This is a genomic window from Streptomyces sp. NPDC005863 (assembly GCF_042871345.1).
Taxonomy (GTDB): domain Bacteria; phylum Actinomycetota; class Actinomycetes; order Streptomycetales; family Streptomycetaceae; genus Streptomyces.
Genome location: NZ_JBIAII010000001.1, coordinates 330,194 through 352,331 on the forward strand (window position 1 = coordinate 330,194; position 22,138 = coordinate 352,331).

General features: G+C 72.2%; 17 protein-coding genes. 6 read left to right on the top strand and 11 right to left on the bottom strand.

What is annotated here, in order from left to right:
• Nucleotides 1-83: 83 nt before the first annotated feature.
• From ACFYO9_RS01445 to ACFYO9_RS01455, 3 genes are all read right to left on the bottom strand, one after another.
• Complete coding sequence (locus ACFYO9_RS01445) at nt 84-851, bottom strand: enoyl-CoA hydratase-related protein (RefSeq protein ID WP_355816319.1); 768 nt, start codon at nt 849-851, stop codon at nt 84-86.
• Nucleotides 852-935: 84 nt separating this feature from the next.
• Nucleotides 936-2,177, bottom strand: a complete 1,242-nt coding sequence (locus ACFYO9_RS01450) for an Ig-like domain-containing protein (protein ID WP_358774097.1) — start codon at nt 2,175-2,177, stop codon at nt 936-938.
• 220 nt (nt 2,178-2,397) lie between these two features.
• Nucleotides 2,398-3,492: an Ig-like domain-containing protein gene (locus tag ACFYO9_RS01455; protein WP_355816313.1), complete on the bottom strand. Its 1,095-nt coding sequence runs from the start codon at nt 3,490-3,492 to the stop codon at nt 2,398-2,400.
• 271 nt (nt 3,493-3,763) lie between these two features.
• On the opposite strand from ACFYO9_RS01455, the gene glgX reads away from it, so the two are divergent.
• The 3 genes from glgX (at nt 3,764) to ACFYO9_RS01470 (ending at nt 8,662) form a co-directional block, all read left to right on the top strand.
• The gene (gene glgX / locus ACFYO9_RS01460; RefSeq protein ID WP_388665893.1) at nt 3,764-6,097 is read left to right on the top strand and encodes a glycogen debranching protein GlgX; all 2,334 of its coding nucleotides are present in this window, start codon (nt 3,764-3,766) and stop codon (nt 6,095-6,097) included.
• A gap of 102 nt (nt 6,098-6,199) precedes the next feature.
• Complete coding sequence (locus ACFYO9_RS01465) at nt 6,200-7,153, top strand: LysR family transcriptional regulator (protein WP_355816310.1); 954 nt, start codon at nt 6,200-6,202, stop codon at nt 7,151-7,153.
• Nucleotides 7,154-7,312: 159 nt separating this feature from the next.
• Complete coding sequence (locus ACFYO9_RS01470) at nt 7,313-8,662, top strand: carbohydrate-binding protein (RefSeq protein ID WP_358774099.1); 1,350 nt, start codon at nt 7,313-7,315, stop codon at nt 8,660-8,662.
• A gap of 9 nt (nt 8,663-8,671) precedes the next feature.
• Here ACFYO9_RS01470 and ACFYO9_RS01475 read toward each other — a convergent pair whose 3' ends face one another.
• From ACFYO9_RS01475 to ACFYO9_RS01490, 4 genes are all read right to left on the bottom strand, one after another.
• On the bottom strand, nt 8,672-9,304 hold the full coding sequence (locus ACFYO9_RS01475; protein ID WP_355816304.1) for a response regulator transcription factor: 633 nt from the start codon (nt 9,302-9,304) through the stop codon (nt 8,672-8,674).
• Nucleotides 9,294-10,547, bottom strand: coding sequence for a sensor histidine kinase (locus ACFYO9_RS01480; protein WP_355816609.1), 1,254 nt, complete (start codon nt 10,545-10,547; stop codon nt 9,294-9,296). The genes ACFYO9_RS01475 and ACFYO9_RS01480 overlap by 11 nt, the downstream gene beginning before the upstream one ends.
• 101 nt (nt 10,548-10,648) lie before the next feature.
• Nucleotides 10,649-11,431, bottom strand: a complete 783-nt coding sequence (locus tag ACFYO9_RS01485) for an ABC transporter permease (protein ID WP_358709382.1) — start codon at nt 11,429-11,431, stop codon at nt 10,649-10,651.
• Complete coding sequence (locus tag ACFYO9_RS01490; RefSeq protein WP_358774101.1) at nt 11,428-12,330, bottom strand: ABC transporter ATP-binding protein; 903 nt, start codon at nt 12,328-12,330, stop codon at nt 11,428-11,430. The genes ACFYO9_RS01485 and ACFYO9_RS01490 overlap by 4 nt, the downstream gene beginning before the upstream one ends.
• A gap of 197 nt (nt 12,331-12,527) precedes the next feature.
• On the opposite strand from ACFYO9_RS01490, the gene ACFYO9_RS01495 reads away from it, so the two are divergent.
• The 3 genes from ACFYO9_RS01495 to ACFYO9_RS01505 all read left to right on the top strand — a co-directional run bounded on the left by ACFYO9_RS01495 (nt 12,528) and on the right by ACFYO9_RS01505 (nt 17,499).
• A complete protein-coding gene (locus ACFYO9_RS01495) occupies nt 12,528-14,684 on the top strand; it encodes an ABC transporter ATP-binding protein (RefSeq protein WP_358774103.1) in 2,157 nt (718 codons plus the stop codon).
• Nucleotides 14,681-16,597, top strand: a complete 1,917-nt coding sequence (locus ACFYO9_RS01500; RefSeq protein ID WP_358774107.1) for an ABC transporter ATP-binding protein — start codon at nt 14,681-14,683, stop codon at nt 16,595-16,597. The genes ACFYO9_RS01495 and ACFYO9_RS01500 overlap by 4 nt, the downstream gene beginning before the upstream one ends.
• A gap of 110 nt (nt 16,598-16,707) precedes the next feature.
• Nucleotides 16,708-17,499, top strand: a complete 792-nt coding sequence (locus ACFYO9_RS01505) for a hypothetical protein (protein WP_358774110.1) — start codon at nt 16,708-16,710, stop codon at nt 17,497-17,499.
• A 28-nt stretch (nt 17,500-17,527) separates the two neighbouring features.
• Here ACFYO9_RS01505 and ACFYO9_RS01510 read toward each other — a convergent pair whose 3' ends face one another.
• The 4 genes from ACFYO9_RS01510 to ACFYO9_RS01525 form a co-directional block, all read right to left on the bottom strand.
• The gene (locus tag ACFYO9_RS01510) at nt 17,528-18,994 is read right to left on the bottom strand and encodes an MFS transporter (RefSeq protein WP_358709377.1); all 1,467 of its coding nucleotides are present in this window, start codon (nt 18,992-18,994) and stop codon (nt 17,528-17,530) included.
• Nucleotides 18,995-19,359: 365 nt separating this feature from the next.
• On the bottom strand, nt 19,360-19,584 hold the full coding sequence (rpmB, locus tag ACFYO9_RS01515; protein WP_355816286.1) for a 50S ribosomal protein L28: 225 nt from the start codon (nt 19,582-19,584) through the stop codon (nt 19,360-19,362).
• Nucleotides 19,585-19,829: 245 nt separating this feature from the next.
• A complete protein-coding gene (locus ACFYO9_RS01520; RefSeq protein WP_355816283.1) occupies nt 19,830-20,435 on the bottom strand; it encodes a response regulator transcription factor in 606 nt (201 codons plus the stop codon).
• 79 nt (nt 20,436-20,514) lie between these two features.
• On the bottom strand, nt 20,515-21,969 hold the full coding sequence (locus ACFYO9_RS01525; protein ID WP_358709375.1) for an MFS transporter: 1,455 nt from the start codon (nt 21,967-21,969) through the stop codon (nt 20,515-20,517).
• Nucleotides 21,970-22,138: the final 169 nt, after the last annotated feature.

Sequence of the window (22,138 nt, forward strand, 5' to 3'; positions counted from 1 at the left end):
CCGCCCCTTCGAGGGACGTGCCGACCTGCCCGCCGTCCGCGTGGCGTCAACCGAGCATCAACTGGGCGCCGAACAAGGTCAGTTCAGATGAATTTCGCCTTGCCCGGGCCCTCCTCGACGAAGCTGCGCATGCCCCGCTCGCGGTCCTCGGTCGCGAACAGGCCCGCGAACCACGTGCGTTCGATGGTCAGTCCGGTGTCGATGTCGGTCTCCAGGCCGGCGTCGACGGCCTCCTTGGCGGCGCGCAGCGCGGTGGCCGGGCCCCGTGCGAGCCGCGCGGCCCAGGCGTGCGCCTGCTCGTACACCTCGGCGGCGGGTACGACACGGTCGACGAGGCCCATGGTGAGCGCCTCGTCGGCCTTCACGTGGCGGCCGGTGAAGATGAGGTCCTTGGCCTTGGACGGGCCGACGAGACGGGCCAGGCGCTGGGTGCCGCCCGCGCCGGGGATGAGGCCGAGCAGGATCTCCGGCTGGCCGAGCTTGGCGTTGTCCGCGGCGATCCGGAAGTCGGCGCAGAGCGCCAGCTCGCAACCGCCGCCGAGCGCATAGCCGTTGACGGCGGCGACGACGGGCTTGGGGATGCGGGCCACGGCGGTGAAGGACTCCTGCAGGGCCCCGGAGCGCACGACCATCGCCGCGTGGTCCATGGCCTGCATCTCCTTGATGTCCGCGCCGGCCGCGAACACCTTCTCGCCGCCGTGGATGACCACCGCGCGGACGTCGTCGCGGCGGGTCGCCTCTTCGGCGAGCTCCTTGAGGCGGTCCTGGGTGGCGACGTCCAGGGCGTTCATCGGGGGGCGGTCGAGTCGGATCGTGCCGACGCCTTCGGCGACTTCGAGGTGTGCAGTCATGACAGGCACGTTAGCGGGGGTTAACGCGAAGGGCCCGGTGCACTTGGTCACAGTGCACCGGGCCTCGCGTGGAGCGGTGGCGGATCAGGCCTTCCACTTCTCCCAGGACATGTTCCAGCCGTTCAGGCCGTTGTCGGGCTGGATCTTCTTGTCCGCCGAGTTCTTCACGACGACCACGTCGCCGATCATCGACCGCTCGAAGAACCAGCCGGCGGGCGTCTTCTTGCTGTAGCCGCCGCGCACGTCGCTCAGGCCGATGCAGCCGTGGCTGGCGTTGGTGTTGCCGAAGGCGCCGCCCGACCAGTAGTTGCCGTGCAGGAACGTGCCGGAGGTGGACAGCCGCATGGCGTGCGGGACGTCCTTGATGTCGTACTCGCCGCCGAAGCCGACGGTCTCGCCGTTCATCCGGGTCACCTGCAGCTTCTCGCTGATGACCATCTCGCCGTTGTACGTGGTGGTGCCGGGGGCGCCCGCGGTGATCGGGATCTTCTTGATCTGCTTGCCGTCGCGGACGACCTTCATCTGGTGCGTCTTGGCGTCGACGGTGGAGACCTGGCTGCGGCCGATCGTGAAGTTCAGGGTCTTGGCCTGCTTGCCGTAGACGCCGGGGCGGCCCTCGACGCCGTCGAGGTTGAGCTTGACGGTGACCTTGGTGCCGGCCTTCCAGTACTTCTCCGGGCGGAAGTCCAGGCGGTCGTTGCCGAACCAGTGGCCCTCGACCGGCACCGAAGGCTCGGTCTTGATCTCGATGGCCTTCTCGACGGCCTCCGGGTCGGTGATGCCCCGGGTGAAGTTGACCGAGAACGGCATGCCCACGCCGACCGTGGAGCCGTCCTCCGGGTTGAACTGGCCGACGAAGGTGTTCTTCGGGGTCAGCGTCGTGAAGGCGGTGTCCTTGGCGGAGGCGCGGCCGTCGGAGTCCTTGGCGACCGCGTGGACCTTGTACTTCGTGGCGGCGGCGAGGTGGTGCGCGGGCTTCCACGCGGTGCCGCCGGCGGTGATCCTGCCGGGGACCGGGTTGCCCTTGCTGTCCTTGACCTCGACCTCGGAGAGCTTGCCCTTCTCGGCGCCTATCTTCAGGGCGCCACTGGTGGCCACGGAGTCCGCGCCGTCCTTGGGGGCTATCGTCACGACGGCCGCGGAGGGGGCGTTCTTGCCCGCCTCGTCCTTGCCCCCGCCGTCGCCGCCCGAGTCCGAGCCGCCCCCGCATGCCGCGACGAACAGCAGCGTCGCCCCCGATGCCACCGCCGTCAGTCCCCTGGCGCCCCGTCGCCGCGCGCGCACCCGCGCACCCACCGACGCCCCCGATATCGGTCGCCCGTTCACGATTGTCGTCTCCCCTCGCCGGGCCCGATCCGGGCCCGCACCCCAATGCACCTGCGCGTTTCGGACACGCGCAAGCGCTAGATAATCACACGGTTCCCGGCGCTGACGTCCCGCCAATGTCACCGTTGCGTTCCAACTGCCCGGGGGGTGCGGGCGGACCATGATCACTCGGTGTCGGCCGGCCGGTCACCCGGACAACACCGCGTGGTCACCCGGGAGATCAGCTGTTCTTCACCCAGTCCTTCCACTCCATGTTCCAGCCGCCGAGGCCGTTGTCAGGAGCGACTTTCTTGTCATTGCTCTTGATCACCTCGACGACGTCACCGATCAGGCTCCGGTCGAAGAACCAGCCCGCCGGCGTCTTGGAGCTGCCGCCCTTCACGTCGCGCAGGCCCACGCAGCCGTGGCTGACATTGGTGGTGCCGGGGGCGTCCGGCGACCAGTAGTTGCCGTGCAGGAAGGTGCCGGAGGTCGTCAGGCGCATCGCGTGCGGGACGTCGGGGATGTCGTACTCGCCGCCGAAGCCGACGGTACGGCTGTTCATCCGGGTCACCTCCAGCATCTCCGTGACGACCATCTTTCCGTTGTACGTGGTGGTCTTGGGGGCGCCCGCGGTGATCGGCACGGTGGAGACCAGCTCGCCGTCCCTGCGTACCTCCATGGTGTGCTCGGCGGCGTCCACCAGGGACACCTGGCTGCGGCCGACGGTGAACGAGAAGCTCTTGTCCTGCAGGCCGTAGACCCCGGGGGCGGCCTCGACGTCGCGCAGCTTGAGGCCGACGGTGACCTTGGTGCCGGGCTTCCAGTACTTCTCCGGGCGGAAGTCGACACGGCTCTTGCCGAACCAGTGCGGGCGGATCTCGACGTCCGGGTGCGCGGTGACGCGGATGGCGCGCTGGACGGCGTCGCGGTTCTCGATCTCCCGGTTGAACTCCAGGGAGACGATCATGCCGGTGCCGACCGTCGCCCGGTTCTCCGGCGCGACGTACCCGATGAAGCGCTCGTCGGGGACGAGCGTGCGGAAGGTGGTGTGCCGGGCCGAGCGGCGGCCGTGACCGTCCAGGGCGACGGCGTCGACCTTGTACGTGGAGGCGAGGGCGAGCGGTCCCTCGTCGACGGGGCGCCAGGTCAGGCCGTCCTCGTCGATGCGGCCCGGCACGTCGAACTCCTGCGCGTCCTGCGTCCGGACGACCTTCACCGACTCCAGGCGGCCGCCCGGGACCGTGACCTCGATGCGTTCCTGCGGCTTGATCCCCTTGCTGTCGTCACCGGGCGACACCCGGATCGCGTCCGCGGGCGAGCGCGGCTTCCCCATGAATCCGTCGGGCCTGTCGGCGGAGCAGCCGGACGCCCCGGCCAGCAGGCCCGCCCATGTCACCGCCGCGGCCAGCGCGGCCCCTGCGCGCCGTGCGCGCCTCGCAACCTGTCTCACGTGGGTCCCAACGACCGTCCCCCTGCCGGGGAAACGTGAGTGCGACGCGCGGGGTGGGCAGAACAGTGGTGAGGACGACGTAGGGGGGAGCCGCGGCCGGGACGCCGCACGCCCTTCTTCGCGCGTCGGCCACGGAGCCGCGGGAGGCGAGCAGGTGTCGAGCGCACCCGAGCAAGAGGCAGTGCAGCCCGAGCACGAGGCAGTGCAGAGGGCACGGACGGCGGGGCGCGGCACGACCGGGCGGCCCGCCCCGACGGTGAACGGCAGGGGCCGGGCCGCGTCCCGTGCCGCGCCGGGCCGCCCGGTGTGGCCGGGCGCGCCGACTCCGCTGGGTGCCCGCTTCCGGGTCGGGCCCGACGGCGTCGCGGGCACCAACTTCGCGCTGTGGGCGGGGGGCGCGGAGGCGGTCGAGCTGTGCCTGTTCGACACGGAGGGGTCCCGGGTCGTCGAGACGCGCTGTCCGCTCACCGAGCTGACGCACGAGATCTGGCACGGCTTCGTGCCGGGCGTGCGGCCGGGGCAGCGGTACGGCTACCGGGTGCACGGCCGCTGGGACCCCTGGACGGGCGCCCGCTGGAACCCCGCGAAGCTGCTCCTCGATCCGTACGCCCGCGCGGTGGACGGCGGTCCGGGCAACGACTACGGCCGGCTGCCCGCCGAGGTGTACGGGCACGTGCGGGACTGGCCCCAGCAGCATGTGGCGGACACCGTGCGCGACGAGCGGGACTCGGCGCCGTACGTGCCCAAGGGCGTGGTCGTGCACGACGACGCGCCGGACGACGAGTGGACGGACGACCGGCGGCCCAAGACGCCGTGGGCGGACTCGGTCATCTACGAGCTGCACGTGCGCGGCTTCACCAAGCTGCATCCGGGCGTTCCCGAGCAACTGCGCGGTACGTACGCGGGGCTGGCGCATCCGGCGGCGCTTGAGCACCTCGTACGGCTCGGCGTGACGGCGGTGGAGCTGCTTCCGGTGCACCAGTTCGCGCACGAGGACCATCTGCTGCGCCGGGGCCTGCGCAACTACTGGGGCTACAACTCGATCGGCTACTTCGCCCCGCACGCGGCGTACGCGGCGTCGGGGACCAGGGGCGAGCAGGTCGGCGAGTTCAAGCGGATGGTGCGGGCGCTGCACGAGGCGGGCATCGAGGTCATCCTCGACGTCGTCTACAACCACACGGCGGAGGCCGGTGAGCTCGGTCCGATGCTTTCCCTGAAGGGCATCGACAACCGCGGCTACTACCGCCTTCAGCCGGGTGACGCGCGGCGGTACGCGGACTACACGGGGTGCGGCAACACCTTGCAGGTCGTCCAGCCGCACGTGCTGCGCCTCATCACGGACTCGCTGCGGTACTGGGTCTCGGGGATGGGCGTGGACGGCTTCCGCTTCGACCTTGCGGCGGCGCTCGCGCGCTCCTTCCACGACGTCGACATGCTCTCGCCGTTCCTCGCGGTGATCGCGCAGGATCCGGTGCTGCGGCGCGTGAAGCTGATCGCGGAGCCGTGGGACGTGGGCTCGGGCGGCTATCAGGTGGGGGCGTTCCCGCCGCTGTGGACGGAGTGGAACGACCGCTACCGGGGTGCGGTGCGGGACTTCTGGCGGGGCGCGCTGCCGGACGTACGGGATCTGGGGTACCGGCTCTCGGGGTCGAGCGACCTGTACGCGTGGGGCGGGCGCAGGCCGTACGCGTCGGTGAACTTCGTGACGGCGCACGACGGGTTCACCCTGCGGGACCTGGTCAGTTACGAGCGCAAGCACAACGAGGCCAACGGCGAGGGCAACCGGGACGGCTCCGACGACAACCGGGCCTGGAACTGCGGGGCCGAGGGCGAGACCGACGACGAGGACGTCGCCGCGCTGCGCCGCCGGCAGCTGCGCAATCTGATGACGACGCTGCTGCTCTCCACCGGGGTGCCGATGCTGGTCGCGGGCGACGAGATGGGGCGCACGCAGCGGGGCTCCAACAACGCGTACTGCCAGGACAACGAGATCAGCTGGGTCGACTGGGGGCTCCGGGAGGAGCCGGGGTGGCGGGAGCTCTTTGCGCTGACGGCTCGGCTCATCGAGCTGAGGCACCGTCATCCGGTGCTGCGCAGGCGGGCGTTCTTCTCCGGGCGGGCCCACTCCGCGGACGGGCTGCGCGATCTGGCGTGGTTCACGGCGGGCGGTACGGAGATGACGGAGGACGACTGGTACGCACCCACGGCGACGCTTGGCATGTATCTGTCGGGCCGGGACATACCCGGCCGGGACGCGCGGGGCGCGCCGGTCGTCGACGACAGCTTCCTCGCGGTGCTGCACGCCGCGGAGCGCCCTTCGGCGTTCGTGCTGCCGGGGCCGCCGTGGGCCGACGCCTACGAGGTCGTCGTGGACACCTCGGCGGAGGAGCAGGCGGTGGCGCCGGGGGCGGTGCACCGGGCGGGCGAGGTGCTGGCGGTGGCGGGGAGGTCGGTGGTGCTGCTGCGGGTCCTTGACGGGTGGGGGTGATCTCTGTCCGCGCCCGCCGCCCGTACCGGCGGCCCGGCGGTGATCACTTCTGGTCCGGACCAGAGTCTTGCCCCGGCCCGGGGGTGGCTCCAAGCTCACGTCATGGACCTGGAGTTGCGGCACCTGAGGACGATCCGGGCGATCGCCGACGCGGGCAGCCTGACGAAGGCGGCCACCGCGCTCGGGCTCGCCCAGCCCGCGCTGAGCACGCAGTTGAAGCGGATCGAGCGCGCGCTCGGCGGTGAGCTCTTCGAGCGCGGTCGGCACGGGGTACGGGCCACCGCGCTCGGTGAGTTCGTGCTGGCGCGGGCCAGGGTCGTGCTGCCCGCGGTGAGCGATCTGCGCGAGGAGGCGCAGCGGTTCGCCCAGGCCTGGCAGGTGGGTGCCGGGTTCCGGCTCGGCGGCATCCACGGGCCGCTGCTGGGCGCGCTGGTGGACCGGCTCGCCGCCGCGTATCCGGGCGCGTCGGTGACGACGCACACCTCCTGGTCGGAGCGGGAGATCGCGGCCCGTACGGCGGCGGGGCGGCTCGACTTCGCGCTGGTCGGCACGTGCGGGCCGAGCGCGCCGCCGGAGAGCGAGCTCCTGGTGTGGCGGGAGGTGGCCCGCGATCCGGTCTTCGTGATGCTGCCCACCGGGCATCCGCTGGCACGGTGCCCGGAGATCGACCTCGCGCTGCTCGCGGACGAGGCGTGGACGGACGTGCCGGGCGACGGCTGCTTCGCGGACTGCTTCTCCGCGGCGTGCGCGCGGGCGGGGTTCACACCGGCGCGCGTGTACGAGACGGATGTCGCCTCGTGCGTGCATCTGGTGCAGGTGGGGCGGGCGGTGGGACTGTGCCGGGCGACGTTCCCGCCGACGCCGGGCCTGGTGACCAGACCCCTGACGGGGACCCCGCTGTACTGGCGCCACCTCCTGGGCTGGCACCCGGCGGCACCGGCCCACGACACGGCGGCGGCGGTCTTCACCCAGACCCGGTCCGCCCACGCGGACGTGGCATCCCGCAGCGAGAGCTACACGGCATGGCTCACCACACCGCCGGCTCCGCCGGGGTGAGCAGGCTTCGGCTCGGCCGGGTGAGTCGGTCGGGCCGGCCCCCCGGAGTGGCTTCCATAACGTCGGTGCCAGGGGTCAATCGGCAGGTGATGAGGGGGAGTTGGGGGTTCTACCGTGTGGGGGGATCCCGCTCGTCCCCGGTTCTTGAGGAGACCTCGTATGCTCCCCATCCATCACCGACGCGTCGCCGCCGCGTGTGCCGCGGTGGTTGCCGCCGGTGCGCTCGTCCTCGCCGGGCTTCCCGGGGCCGCGTCCGCCTCCGGGCAGAACGTCGCCGAGTCCCCCTCCCCCGCCGCCGTCGGTTCGACCTCTCCCCAGGTTCTGCCGGCCATGCGGCGCGATCTCGGGCTCACGGCGGCGCAGGCCGAGGTGCGGCTCGGCAACGAGGCCGAGGCCGGGGCCGTCGCGGGTGCCCTGCACAACGCGCTCGGCCGTGACTTCGCGGGCGCCTGGGTGCACGGCGCGACCTCCGCGCGGCTCACCGTGGCCACCACCGACGCCTCCGACGTCCCCGCGATCGAGGCGCGGGGCGCCGAGGCGAAGGTCGTCGAGCACTCGGTGGCACAACTGACAGCGGCGCAGGGAAAGTTGGACCGGGCGGCGTCGTACGACGTGCCCGTCCGGTACGTCGACGTGCGCGCCAACGCCGTCGTGGTGCGGGCCGTGCGCGCCTCCGCCGCGGACTCCCTCGTCGCCGCGGCGGGCGTGGACCCCTCCCTCGTACGCGTCGAACGGACCAAGGAACGGCCGCGGCCGCTGTACGACCTGGTGGGCGGCGAGGCGTACTACATGGGCGGGGGCCGGTGCTCCATCGGCTTCCCCGTCACCAAGGGCGCCCAGCAGGGCTTCGCCACGGCGGGCCACTGCGGGCGTGCCGGCACCGCGACCAGCGGCTACAACCAGGTGGCCCAGGGCACGTTCCAGGCATCCGTCTTCCCCGGGATGGACATGGCCTGGGTCGCCACCAACTCCCAGTGGACGGCCACCCCGTACGTGAAGGGCCAGGGCGGCCAGCGGGTCGGCGTCGGGGGCTCCACGCAGTCCCCGGTGGGTGCGTCGGTCTGCCGGTCCGGCTCCACGACGGGGTGGCACTGCGGCACGATCCAGCAGCACAACACCAGCGTCACCTACCCCGAGGGCACCATCAGCGGTGTCACCAGGACCTCGGTCTGCGCGGAGCCCGGCGACTCGGGCGGCTCCTTCATCTCCGGGAGCCAGGCGCAGGGCGTCACCTCGGGCGGCTCGGGCAACTGCTCCAGCGGCGGCACGACGTTCTACCAGCCGATCAATCCGCTGCTCCAGCAGTTCGGCCTGACGCTGAAGACCACGGGCGGCGGGGACCCCGGCCCCGGCGACCCCGACCCGGGCGGCACCTGGGCGGCCGGCAAGGTCTACGCCCCGGGCGACACGGTGACCTATGGCGGGTCCACGTACCGCTGCCTCCAGGGGCACCAGGCGCAGCCCGGGTGGGAGCCGCCCAACACGCCGGCCCTCTGGCAACAGGCGTAGCACTCCGGGTCAGCCCAGGATTCCCCTGCTGTACGCCGTGGCCACCGCCGCCGCACGGTCCTTCACGCCCAACTTCCCGTAGATATGGGTGAGATGCGTCTTGACCGTCGCCTCACTGATGAAGAGCTCCGCCGCGATCGCACGGTTCGACGTGCCCTTGGCGACGAGCGCGAGCACCTCCCTCTCGCGGGTGCTCAGCGGCTCGTTGCCGGGGGCGCGCACGCGGGAGACGAGCCGGGAGGCGACGGCGGGCGAGAGGACCGTGCGGCCCTCGGCGGCGGCGCGGACCGCGGTGAACAGCTCCTCGCGCGGGGCGTCCTTGAGCAGATATCCCGTCGCGCCCGCCTCGATCGCGGGGAGCGTGTCGGAGTCCGTGTCGTACGTGGTGAGGACCAGGACGCGGGACCGGGCGCCGCGCCGGGTGAGCTCGGTGATCGCGTCGACGCCGTTGCCGCCGGGCATGCGCAGGTCCATCAGGACGACGTCCGGGTCGAGTTCGGCGGTCAGGGCCACCGCCTCCACGCCGTTCGACGCCTCGCCGAGTACCTCGAAGCCGGGAGCGGAGAGGAACATGCCGCGCAGGCCGTCGCGGACGACGGGGTGGTCGTCGACGAGGAGGAGAGTGATCACGTCAGTGCTCATGGCGCACCAACGGTACGCGAGCGGAGACCGCCGTACCGCCGCCCGGCTCCGACTCCACGGTGAGCGACCCGGCGACGCGTTCGGCGCGGGCCCGCATCCCGTCGAGGCCGAAACCGCCCGTGCCGGTGCGCACCGCCGTGGCCAGCGGGTCGAAGCCGCGGCCGTCGTCGCGGACGTCCAGGCTGACCTCGTCGCCCATGAAGGACAGGGTCACGCCGAGGCGGCTCGCCCCGGCGTGCCGGGCGGCGTTGGACAGGGCCTCCTGGACGATGCGCAGGAGGGTCGCCTCGATCTCGTCGTGCAGGTCCTCGGCGGTGCCGGTGACGGTGAACTCGGCGCGGACGCCGGTGCGGTCCGCCCACTCGGCGACGGTCTTCTTCAGCGCCTCGGGGAGCCGGTCGTCGGCGAGCGGCGCCGGCGAGAGGTTGTGCACGGAACGGCGGGCCTCGCCCAGGCTGTGCCGGGCGAGGTCGGCGGCCCGGCCGAGGTGCTCGCGGGCCAGCGCCTCGCGCCCGGTGTCCTGGGCGCCCGCCACGACCTGGAGCTGGGCGATGATGCCGGTCAGGCCCTGCGCGATGGTGTCGTGGATCTCGGCGGCGAGCCTGCGCCGCTCGTCGGCGACGCCCGCCTCGCGGGCCTGCACGAGGAGCTGGGCGTGCAGGGCGGCGTTCTCGTCCATCGCCTGCTGCAGCGCGGTGTTGGTGCGCTCCAGTTCGGTGATGGTGACGGCCTGGACGCGGGCCCGCTCGTCCTCCTGGGCGGCGAGGTGGGCGAAGACGGAGAGCAGCGCGACGTTCACGGCGAGCAGTCCGCCGAAGACGCCCCAGCCGAGGCCGTTGCCCGGCGGAAGACCGCCGGACTGGGAGCCCGCCATGGTGACGGCGGTGGCGAAGAGGCCGGGCTTGACCAGACGCGGCGGCAGCAGCCGTTCGGCGCCGAAGTAGCCGGCCACGGCGTAGAACGCGAAGAACGGGTTGAGCCAGGTCAGCACGAAGGCGATGGCCCAGCGCAGCGCGTAGTAGAGGGTGCCCGCGGTCGAGGGGCCCGGCCGGGAGGGGCTCAGGACGCCCCATCCCGCCTGGAGCGCGGCACCGGCGCCGACCAGGGCTCCCGCCACGTACCACTCGGTGCGGCCCATGCCGACGACACCGCTGGTGGCGACCGACATGAGGACGCCGAAGCCCAGCAGGACGTAGGGGCCCCACCGGTGGAAGGTGCCCCAGCGCTGTTCGACGGTGATCATGGCGGCCGTCGTGTTCGTGCTCACCGGTCCAGTGTCGTCCACCCCGGCCGCCTCGGTGCCCCTGGCGGCCTCGGTGCCCCCGGCGGACCACACCGGAAGGCTCACTCCCACCGGAACCAGCGGGCGGCCCCGGCCGACAGGGCCACGGTCCACAGCGCGAGGACGCCGAGGTGGATCCAGCCGGGCCAGTCGCCGGCCGCGGCCTCGTTGAGGGCCTGGGACGCGGCGCCGAGCGGGGTGACCTCCACGATGTGGCGCAGTAGGCCGGGCATCGCCTGGACCGGCAGCCACACGCCGGCGCTGAACATCATCGGGAAGAAGACGGCGGAGCCGATGGCGGTCGCGGCCTTCGTGGTGCGGGCCAGCGCGGAGACCAGGGCGCCCAGGGCGAGCCCGCACGCGATGGCGAGGAGCAGCGCGACGGCGTAGCCGAAGGCCTGGCGCGGCAGGGCCACGTCGAAGGCGAGCCGGCCCACGGTCAGGGAGAGCAGCGCCGAGACGAGGGCGGCCGTGCCGTAGAGGCCCATCTGGGTGCCGAGCACGGCGGCGGGGCGCACCGGCGTGGCGGACATCCGGCGCAGGATGCCGCGCTCGCGGTAGCCGGTGACGAGCGGCGGCATGGCCTGCAGCCCCGCCATGATCAGCGGGAGGATCACCGTCACCGGCACGTACGCGTCGATCGTCCTGAGGCCGCCCAGCGAGTCGCTGGCCTCGCGGAAGGACGGGATGGAGCCGAGGACCACCAGGAGCACGGTGGGGAACGCCATGATCCAGAAGATGGCGGCCGGTTCGCGGCGGAAGAGGCGCAGCTCGGCCTTGAGGACGGCGCGCGAGGCCCGTCGGCTGTCGCTCCGGTGCGTGGGCAGGACTGCGGCGGCGCTCATGCCGTTGCTCCCGTCAGGTCGAGGAAGGCGTCGTCCAACGTGGCGTCGGCGACCCGGAGTTGGTGGGCGGTGATGTGGTGCCGGGCGAGCAGCGTGATGGCGGCGTCGACGGTCTCGTCGGTGCCGTTCAGGGTGTAGCGGCCCTCGCGGTGCTCCACGGAGGTGACCGCGGGCAGCGCCGCGAGCACGCTTTCGCCAAGCGGCGCGGACGGGGTGAACGACATGACCGTGGAGCTCGCGGACCGGCTGATCAGGCCCGCCGGGGTGTCGAGGGCGGCGACCCGGCCCTTGTCGATGACGGCGACGCGGTCGCAGAGGCGCTGGGCCTCCTCCATGAAGTGGGTGACGAGCAGGACGGTCACGCCGCCGGCGCGGACGTCCTCGATGAGCTCCCAGGTGTCGCGGCGGGCGCGCGGGTCGAGGCCGGTGGTCAGCTCGTCGAGGACGACGACCTTCGGATTGCCGATCAGCGCGAGCGCGATGAACAGGCGCTGCTTCTGGCCGCCGGAGAGCTTGCCGAAGCGGCTGTCCAGCTTGTCGGTCAGCCGCAGCCGCTCGGCCAGCGGCCCCCAGTCGGCGGGGTTCGGGTAGAACGCGGAGTACAGCTCCAGGGCCTCGCGCACGGTGAGCTTCGGCTGCAGCTCGCTCTCCTGGAGCTGCGCGCCGAGGATGCGGGTGAGCCGCTCGTGGTCGGCGACCGGGTCGAGCCCGGCGACGCGGACGGATCCGGCGTCGGGGACGCGCAGGCCCTCGACGCACTCGACGGTGGTGGTCTTGCCTGCGCCGTTGGGGCCGAGGATGCCGAAGATCTCGCCTTCCTCGACGGCGAAGGAGACGCCGTCGACGACGGGCCGGCCACCGTAGGCCTTCTGGAGTCCGTGCACTTCGATGAGGGGCATGGGTCGAGAATCGCCGGTGGACGGGGGCGCGCACATCGCCCGACCCGCTCGAAGGCGCATCAGCCGATCGGTTGATGGCGGGGTACGACCACGGGGCGTGGGCCGGTGCGGGGCCTCGGTCCTAGGACCAGCGCAGTACCGCGTGCGGTCCAAAACTCGGTGGGTTCTGTCAGTGGCGATCCGTAGGCTCGCTCCTGATGCCGAACTCAGCTGCCACCACCAGGGAACGCTCGACCGTACGGACACTGCTGCGGCTCTGGCCGTACGTCCGGCCGGTCCGAACACGCCTGATCACAGCGGCGGTTGTCGCGATCATCGCCTCCTGCACGGGGCTCGTCTTCCCCCTCGTCCTCAAGTGGATGGTGGACGGCCCGGTGGCGGACCGGGACGCGGGCGGGGTGTGGCTGGGCGCCCTCCTGCTGCTCCTGCTCGGCGTCGCGGAGGCGCTGCTCTTCGGGCTGCGGCGGTGGCTGATCGCCCGGCCCCTCGCGGGCGTCGAGGCCGCGATGCGGGCGGACCTCTACCGCCATCTGCAGCGGCTCCCGGTGGCCTTCCACGACCGCTGGGCGTCGGGGCAGTTGCTCTCGCGCGGCACGACGGATCTGATGCTGCTGCGGATGTTCCTCGCCTTCCCGCTGACGTTCCTGCTGGTCAACGGCGCGACCATCCTGGTCGGTGTGGTCATCCTGCTCGGGCAGGACTTCACGCTCGGCCTGGTGCTGCTCACGCCCGTGGTGCCGATGGTGATCGCGCTCGCGTACTACGAGGGGCGGTACACCGCGGCGGCGCGGCGCGCGCAGGACCAGGTCGGCGATCTGACGACGGTCGTCGAGGAGAGCGTGCTCGGCGTCCGCATCATCAAGGGCTTCGGCCGCCACCGCAGCCAGGCGCGGGCCTTCCGCGAGCTGTCGCACACGCTGCGCGGCACCGAGCTGGTCAAGGCCCGGATCCTCGCCGCGATCTACGCCGTGATCATGGCGTTGCCGGAGGCGGCGATCGGGGCGGCGCTGGTGCTCGGCACGGTGCGGGTCGCGGACGGCGGCCTGTCGGCGGGCACGCTGGTCGCCTTCCTGTCGACGGCGCTCGCACTGCGCTGGCCGGTGGAGTCGATCGGCTTCCTGCTCGCGATGAGCCAGGAGTCGGCGACGGCCACGGAACGGTACTTCGAGGTGATGGACGCGGAGCCGGAGGGTGTGGGGGGTGCGGGGCCCGCGGGGGGCGCGGCGCTTCTCGGGGGTGCTTCGGCGGGCGACGAGGTGAGTGCGGGGGGCGTGGCCGGTACGGGTGGCGTGGCGGGCTCTGGCGGTGCGGGCGGCGGAGGCGGCGTGGCCGGCACGGGCGGCGGAGGCGGCGGAGGCGGTACGGGTGGCGGAGGCGGCGAGGACGGTACGGGGGGCGGTGGGCTGCGGTTCGACGGTGTGGAGTTCCGGTACCCCGACGCCGACCCGGACTCCCCCGCCGTCCTCTCCCGCATCGACCTGCACGTGCGCCACGGCGAGACCATGGCGCTGGTCGGCGCGACCGGCAGCGGCAAGACGACGCTCACCGCGCTGGTACCGCGGCTGCACGAGACGACCGGCGGCCGCATCACGCTCGACGGCGAGGACATCACGGCGATGGACCGCGAACGGCTGCGCTCGCTCGTCGCCGTCGCCTTCGAGGAGCCGACCCTCTTCTCGGCGACGGTCGGCGAGAACGTCCTCATGGGCGCGGACGAGCACGCGGGCGACGCGGAGTTGCGGCGCGCCCTCGACGTGGCGCAGGCCGACTTCGCGTACGCGCTCCCGCAGGGCACCGGCACCCAGGTCGGCGAGCAGGGCCTGAGCCTCTCCGGTGGCCAGCGCCAACGGCTCGCGCTGGCCCGCGCGGTGGTGGGCCGCCCCCGCTTCCTCGTCCTGGACGACCCGCTGTCCGCGCTCGACGTGCACACCGAGGCGCTGGTGGAGGCGGCGCTGCGGCGGGTCCTCGCGGACACGACCGCGCTGGTCGTCGCCCACCGCCCCTCCACGGTGCTGCTCGCCGACCGGGTCGCGCTGCTGTCCGGCGGGCGCGTCGCCGCCGTCGGCACGCATCAGCAACTGCTGCGGGAGAACGCGGAGTACGCGTGGCTGATGTCGGGGGCGGACACCGAAGCGGATGCCCGCGCCGACTCCGACGCGGACTCCCCGGCTCGTACGGGAACCGGCTCCCCCTCCCGTACCGACGCCGACTCCCCTGCTCGTACGGGAACCGGCTCCCCCTCCCGTACTGGCGCCGGCAAGACCACACGCACCGCCGCCACCGGCAGCCCGGGCAACCCCGACGGCCCCGACGCCCCAGCCGCCCACCGCCCCGCCGAGGAGGCTGCCCGATGACCTCGTCGACATCCGTACGGGAGAAGCCGTTCGACCCGGAGGAACCCGGGAGTTCCGGGCCGCCCACCGGGCCCGCACAGGCAGCGGGCCAAGCCGCCACGGCCCCCGCCCCCGGCGACCCCTTCGACCGGGACGAACTGCCCGCGCCCCCCGGCGCCACCCGCGCCCTCCTGCGCTCGCTGCTCTCGCCGCTGCGCGGCCGCGTCACGCTCGCCGCCGTGCTGCTCCTCCTGCAGCAGGCCGTGGTGCAGGCGGGCCCGCTGCTCGTCGCGTACGCCATCGACCGCGGCGTGCCCGCCGTGCGCGCCGACGACTACGGCCCGCTGATCGCCGTCGGCACCGGCTACCTGTGCTGCGCGGCGGCCTCCGGCGCGCTCCAGTACGGGTTCATCGTCGCCTCCGCGCGCGTCAACCAGGACGTACTGCTCGACCTGCGCGGCCGCATCTTCCGGCACGCGCAGGCGCTCAGCGTCGACTTCCACGAGCGGTACACCTCGGGGCGGCTCATCTCCCGCTCCACCACGGACGTGGAGTCGCTGCGCGAGTTGCTCAGCGAGGGGCTGCAGGAGCTCGTCACGGTCCTGCTCTCCTTCGTCTACATCTCGGCGATGCTGCTCTGGCTCGACCTGGGTCTCGGCGCGGTGGCGGTCGCTTCCTTCGTGCCGCTCTACCTCCTCGTACGCCTCTACCAGCGGCGCGCGGGCGCGATGTTCCGCAACCGCTCGACCGCCATCGCCGCCGTCATCGTGAAGTTCGCGGAGACGATGAACGGCATCCGGCCGGTCCGGGCGTTCCGCAGGGAGCGGGCCAACGACGCCGAGTTCGGCGCGCTCAACCGCCGGCACGAGCGGACCAACGGCGACGCCATGCTGGAGATGGCCCGCTATGTGGTCGGCTCGCGGCTCGTCGCCAACATCGCCGTCGCCGCGATCGTGCTGTGGGGCGCCCAGCGGGTGGCGGACGGCGGGCTCGCGCTCGGTGTCCTCGCAGCCGCGGTGCTCTACCTGCGGCGTCTGTACGACCCGATCGACCGGCTCGGCATGTTCCTCAACTCCTATCAGTCGGCGGCCGCTTCGCTGGAGAAGATCGCGGGGCTGCTCGCCCAGACGCCGACCGTGCCCGAGCCGCCGGCCTCCCGCGCGCGTCCGCTGCCCGTCCTGGAGTCCGGACATCCGGGCCGCGAGGTCCGGTTCGACGGGGTGCGGTTCGCGTACCGCACGGGCGGCGAGGTGCTGCCGCGCTTCGATCTGACGCTGCCCGCCGGGCAGACCGTGGCCGTGGTCGGCTCCACCGGCGCCGGCAAGTCCACGCTGGCCAAGCTGCTCGCCCGCTTCTACGACCCGACCGAGGGCCGGGTCCTCCTCGACGGCGTCGACCTGCGCGAGCTCGCGGGCACGGAGTTGCGGCGCGGGGTCGTGATGGTGACCCAGGAGGCGTTCCTGTTCTCCGGGACGGTCGCGGAGAACATCACGATCGGCCGCCCGGACGCCACCCGCGAGGAGGTCGAGCGCGCGGCCAAGGCCATCGGCGCCCACGACTTCATCGCGTCGCTCCCCGACGGGTACGACACCGACGTGCGCAAGCGGGGCGGCCGGATCTCGGCGGGCCAGCGGCAGTTGGTGGCCTTCGCGCGGGCGCTGCTCGCCGACCCGGCGGTGCTGATCCTCGACGAGGCGACCAGCTCCCTCGACATCCCGGGCGAGCGGGCGGTGCAGCGCGCGATGCACACGGTGCTGCGCGGCCGGACGGCCGTGGTGATCGCCCACCGGCTCTCCACGGTGGAGATCGCCGACCGCGTCCTCGTCATGGAACACGGCCGCGTCGTGGAGGACGGCACCCCGGCCGAACTCATCGCGGGCACGGGGGCCTTCGCCGACCTGCACCGGGCGTGGCGGGACAGCGTGGTGGGGTGAGGGTGGGGTGCCCCCGAAGGCGTACCCGGAAAACGGATGCCGTCAGCGGAGGCCCCGCAGAAGTGAATGCGTCCAAGGACCGCACGAACAACGGGAGTTGAGCTGACGGCATGACGGAGACGACGAACACGGGGACCCACACCGGCGCGGGCGCCGAGGTACGGGACCTCCTCACGATCCCCGCGCTCTACCAGGGCTACCCGGGCGTCGCCTACGGCGGCTACGTCGCCGGGCTGCTCGCCGACCGCGCGGCGGCCGGTACCGTACGGGTCGACTTCCGCGCGGCGACGCCGGTCGACGCGCCGCTCCACCTGGGCGAACTCGACGGCGGCGGGGCCCGGTTGACGGACGCGTCCGGCACCGTACTGGCGACCGCGACCCCCGCGCCCGCGCTCTCCGCGACCGCCGTACCGCCCGCGCCGACCCTGGCGGAGGCGAGGGCGGCCTCCGAGGCGTTCCGCGAGGCCCGGGTCTCGGGCCGCGCCGAGGACGGCACGCCGCTGGACTGCTTCGGCTGCGGCCACCGGACGCCGGACCGCGGCCTGCGCCAGCACTGCATGCGGCTGCCGGGCCGGGACGTCGTCGCGGCGGCCTGGACGCCGCACCCCGCGTTCTCGGGCGAGGGCGGGGCGCTGCGCGACGAGATGCTCTGGGCGACCCTCGACTGCGCGACGGCCTGGGCCGGGACCCACCTCGACAACCTGCGCGTCGGCGCGGTCACGGCCTCCCTCACGGCGACGCTGCTGCGCCCGGCGACGACGGGCGAGGACCACATCACCTACGCCTGGCCGACCACCGGATCGGGCCGCAAACACACGATGGCCGTGGCGGTGACCACGGCGACCGGTGAACTGTGCGCGCTGGGCGAGGCGTTGTGGATCGACCCGCGCCCACGGGCGTGACGCCCACGCCCAACGCCCCACGTGGTTCCTATGCCGCGGAGCCGGGCCCAGCGGGGGCCTTGACCGGCCCGGGAAGCCGGAACATCAGCGCCCACATCACGGCGAGGGCGGCGATGACGTACCAGACGCTGTCCGCGAAGGCGTGGGTCACGGTGGTGCCGTGGCTGCCTGCGGGGGCTTGGTCGAAGAAGACCACGGAGGCCGTCGCGATACCGAGTGCGGTACCGAGCTGCATGGCGGTGTTGAACAGTCCCGCCGCGGATCCGGCGTCCTCGTGGCCGACCTGGCTGAGGGTGAGACCGGCGAGACCCGCACCGACCATGCCGAAGCCGGCCCCGACGAGGATCATCGGAGCGACGGCGGCCACGAACGGCGTCCCGGTCTGCTGAGCGGAGACCAGCATCTGGTAGCCCCCGAGCGTGAGAGCGATCAGCACGGCTCCGGCCTGCGGCACGCGCCGCATCTGGGCGCCCGCCCACTTGGAGGCCAGCATGGCGCCGGCCATACCTCCGAGGGAGATGGCGACCGATGCCGGGGCGAACTGCCCGGGCGTGAGGCCGAGGCCGGACTGCATGAACAGCACCCACGTCAGCAGGAAGACACCGGAGACCAGGCCGAAGACCAGTTGTGCGGCGAGCCCACCGGCGAACGCCTTGCTCTTGAAGAGAGCCAGCGCCACCAGCGCGGACCCATCCTTGGCCGTCTTGGCACGCTGCTGGGCCACGAACACGGACAGCACGGCCACGCCTGCGGCGATCATGAGGAAGCTCCAGTCGGGCCAGTGCTTCTCGCCGCTCACGGTGAGCGGGTAGGCAATCAGCAGGAGGCCCGCGGCGGAGAGCAGCATGCCGAGCGGGTCCGGGCGCCGAGCCTGCTCGTCGCGGGAGTCGGGGACGCACTTCAGGGCGAAGAGAACGGTGGCCACGCCGATGGGCAGATTGATCAGGAAGATCGTCCGCCAGCCGAGGCCGGCGATGTCGGCGGCGGTCAGGACGGCGCCCAGGACGGGGCCGAGGACGCCGCCGAGCGACATGATCATGCCGTACATGCCGAACGCCTTGGCCTGCGACTCGCCCTGGAAGGTGACCGCGATGGTGGCCATGACCTGCGGCACCATCACCGCCGCTCCGGCGCCCTGCAGAGCACGGGCGGTGACCAGGAACTCCGGGCCGGTCGCGAGTCCGCACAGCAGCGAGGCCAGCGTGAACAGAGCGGTGCCGACGATGAAGACACGCTTGCGCCCGAAGAGGTCACCCAAGCGCCCGCCGGTGATCAGGGCGAGGGCGAAGGTGAGGGTGTAGGCAGCGGGGATCCACTGCACGGCGGCGCTGGAGGCACCGGTGTCCGCCTGGATGGACGGCAGTGCGGTGTGGACGATGGAACCGTCGAGCGCGTTCATCAGCTCGGCGATCAGGATCACGACGAGCGTGACCGTGGCAGCGCGAGCGGCCCCGGTGGGGCGCGGGCGGCCGGTGGTAGGGGTGTCGGTGGACACGGTGAAGATTCCTGTTCGCGTACGGAAGGGAAATGGGAGCGGGGGCGGCCTGGGCGCGCCCCCGCACGCCGTTCAGCGCGGCAGGGGGGAAGCAGAGGGCGACGAACCCAGGCCGGCAATGAGTACCGCGGTCGAGGCATGCGTCAGCGGTCCGCCATGGCGGACAACCGGAAAGAGCGCCTCGAAGACGAGCGGCTACTTACTTGGCCTGGGGGATATGTCATCACCTCGGAATACGGCGTCGGTCCCCAGAACGGGCACCGACGGAAATGCAATGGAACCGCACCAGGCTAAGACGGCATCGAGCCTCCATGCAACGGAATAAATTCCGCTCCGCACCACCTCGGCGCAGGGCGCACGCATGTTTATGGCAAGACGCGGCGGTTCACCTTGCCCGCCTTGATACAGGAGGTGCATACATTCATGCGCAAGGGCGTTCCCTCCTTGACGGCCCGGACGGACTGGATGTTCGGGTTGAAACGGCGGCTCGACCGCCCCCGGACGTGTCGGCTCTGGGCGCGGGACCCAGAACGGGCCACGCGCTTGCCGTAGCTGGGCTGTTTGCCGCACACATCACACCAGCTGGACACGATGTCTCCTTCTCGTTCACATCAAAGACGGCAACGGCCCATTCGATGGCCGGGCCGCGTTCGTATTCTTCCAAGGCCACGACAGCCACCGAATCCGTTCTGGACCCGACCTCCTCTGCCGCCGCTGCGCTGACCAGCGGATGTGAAGGATTTCGGGGATGCCGTGCGGAATGCCACGAAGGTGAAACGCATGTGTCTTCGTGCGGATTGCACGCGGGAGACGCCGGGGGCGAGGGTGGGCACGGTCAGATCCAGCCGCGGGCGGAGGCGGTGCGTATAGCCTCGATGCGGTTGCGTGCCCCGACCTTGCGGTTGATGGCGGCCAGGTTGTTACGGACCGTGCCGGGTGAGAGATGCAGGATCGCGGCGATCTCCGGGGGCGTGTGGCCGTGCGCGGCCAACCGCAACAGGTCGGTGTCGCGTTCGCTGAGCGGTTTGTCGGGGGTGTGCAGAGCGTCGGTGACCAGTCGTGGGTCCAGAACACGGTCACCGCGGGCGATCCTGCGGACGGAGTCGGACAGTTCGCTGACCGATGCGCCTTTGCTCATGACCCCTTCGACCCCCACCTCCAGGGCAGTTCGCAGGGCGCCGGCGCGTTCGAGGGTGGTCAGGATGACGATGCGGCAGGCAGGCAGGACGGCTTTGAGCTGTGCCGCCGCCGGGATTCCGGCCACGCCGGGGAGGTGCGCGTCGAGCAGCGCCACCGTCGGGCAGGTGCGCAGGGCGTTCGGCACGATCTCGTCACCTCGGGGCACCTGGGCGACCACCTGCATGCCGGGTTCGGACGCGAGGACGACAGCCAGTGCCTCCCGCGTCAGTCGCAGGCCATCGGCGATCAGCAGTCGGATCATGACAGACGGTTGTTCCTCATTGGTGGACTCATCGACGGGGGTGAGCAACGGTGCTGCGGATCCCCCCTGAGGGCGGGTTCTACTGCGCGGCGAGGCGTTTGGGCAGCCGGAGCATGAGGGCCCACATCGCCAGCAAGGCAGCGATGACGTACCCGAGGGTTCCGGCGAACGCGGCGGTGACGGTGGTGCCGTGACTGCCGACCGGGGAGTGGGCGAAGAACACCACCGCGGTCGACGCCGTGCCCAGCGCTATGCCGAGTTGGGTCGAGGTGTTGAAGAGCCCGGACGCGGATCCTGCGTGGTCGTGGTCGACCTGACGCAGCGTCAAATCGGCCAAGACCGCTCCGATCATGCCGAGGCCGAGGCCGACCGCCAGCATGGGCACAACCGTCAATACCAGGGAGAGACCGGTGTTCTGGTCTGTGATCAACCACGCGTATCCGCCCAGGGTGGCCGCGGCCAGCAGGGCGCCTGCTTGGGGGGCGCGCCTGCCGTGCCGGGCGGCGAGGCTCATCGCCAGCCAGGCGCCGGCCATCTCACCCACCGAGGCCACCACGAAGCCCGTCGCCGCCTGCCGGGGGGAGAGCCCCAGTCCGTCCTGCATGAACAGGGTCCAGGCCAGGAAGAACGCACCGGACAGCAGCCCGAAGACGAGCTGCGCGGCCACACCCGCGGTGAACGCCCGGCTCCTGAACAACGCCAGAACGACAAGCGGGTCGCGGCCTCGTGCGGTCCTGGCCCGCTGCTGGACCACGAAGGCCGTCAGGGTCAGCAACCCCCCGGCCATCATGAAAAGGTTCCAGGCGTGCCAGTGGCGTGCGCTGCCCACGCTGAGCGGGTAGGCGATCGACAGCAGGCCCAGGCCGGCCAGGGTCATGCCCGTAAAGTCCAGGCGCCGGGCGGCGGCGTCACGGGATTCGGGCAGGCACCGCAGGCCCAGGAGTACGGTCGCCACTCCGATGGGCACATTGATCAGGAAGATCGGGCGCCATCCGAGGCCGAAGATGTCGGCGCTGGTGAGCACCCCGCCCAGTACCGGTCCCGCGACGCTGCCCAGCGACATGATGGTGCCGTAGAGGCTGAACGCCCTGGCCCGGGAGCCTTCGTCGAAGCTGACGTGCAAGGTGGCCAGGACCTGAGGAACCATGACCGCCGCGGCGGCGCCCTGGACGACGCGGGCAGCGATCAGCGGGGCGGCGGTGCCGGCCAGACCGCAGAGCAGGGACGCCGCGGTGAATACGCCGGTCCCCAGGAGGAACAGCCGCTTGCGGCCGTAGAGGTCGCCGAGCCGGCCGCCGGTGATCAGCCCGAGGGCGAAGGTCAGCGCGTAGGCGGCGTGGATCCACTGCACCGCGGCGCCTGAGGCGTCGGTGTCGTGCTGGATGGAGGGCAGAGCCGTATAGACGACGGAGCCGTCAAGAGCGTTCATCAGCTCCGCGACCAGGACGACGACCAGCATGAGGGTGCAGCCACTGCCGGGGCGGCCGCCATTGGGGACGGAGGGTTGGAGAAGGACTCTGGTGTCAGCGGACACGACGCAGTTCCTGTTCTGGTGGACAGAAAGCGGAAGAGGGGCAGGCCAGGCATGCCCGTCCCGCTCACTGCGCGACAGGAGGATTCGGGTGCGGAAACGCCCAGGCCGAAGGGCAGACCGCTGCTGAGAGGCGACCGCTCGCTGCTGCACAGAACAGGGGGGTCAAGCC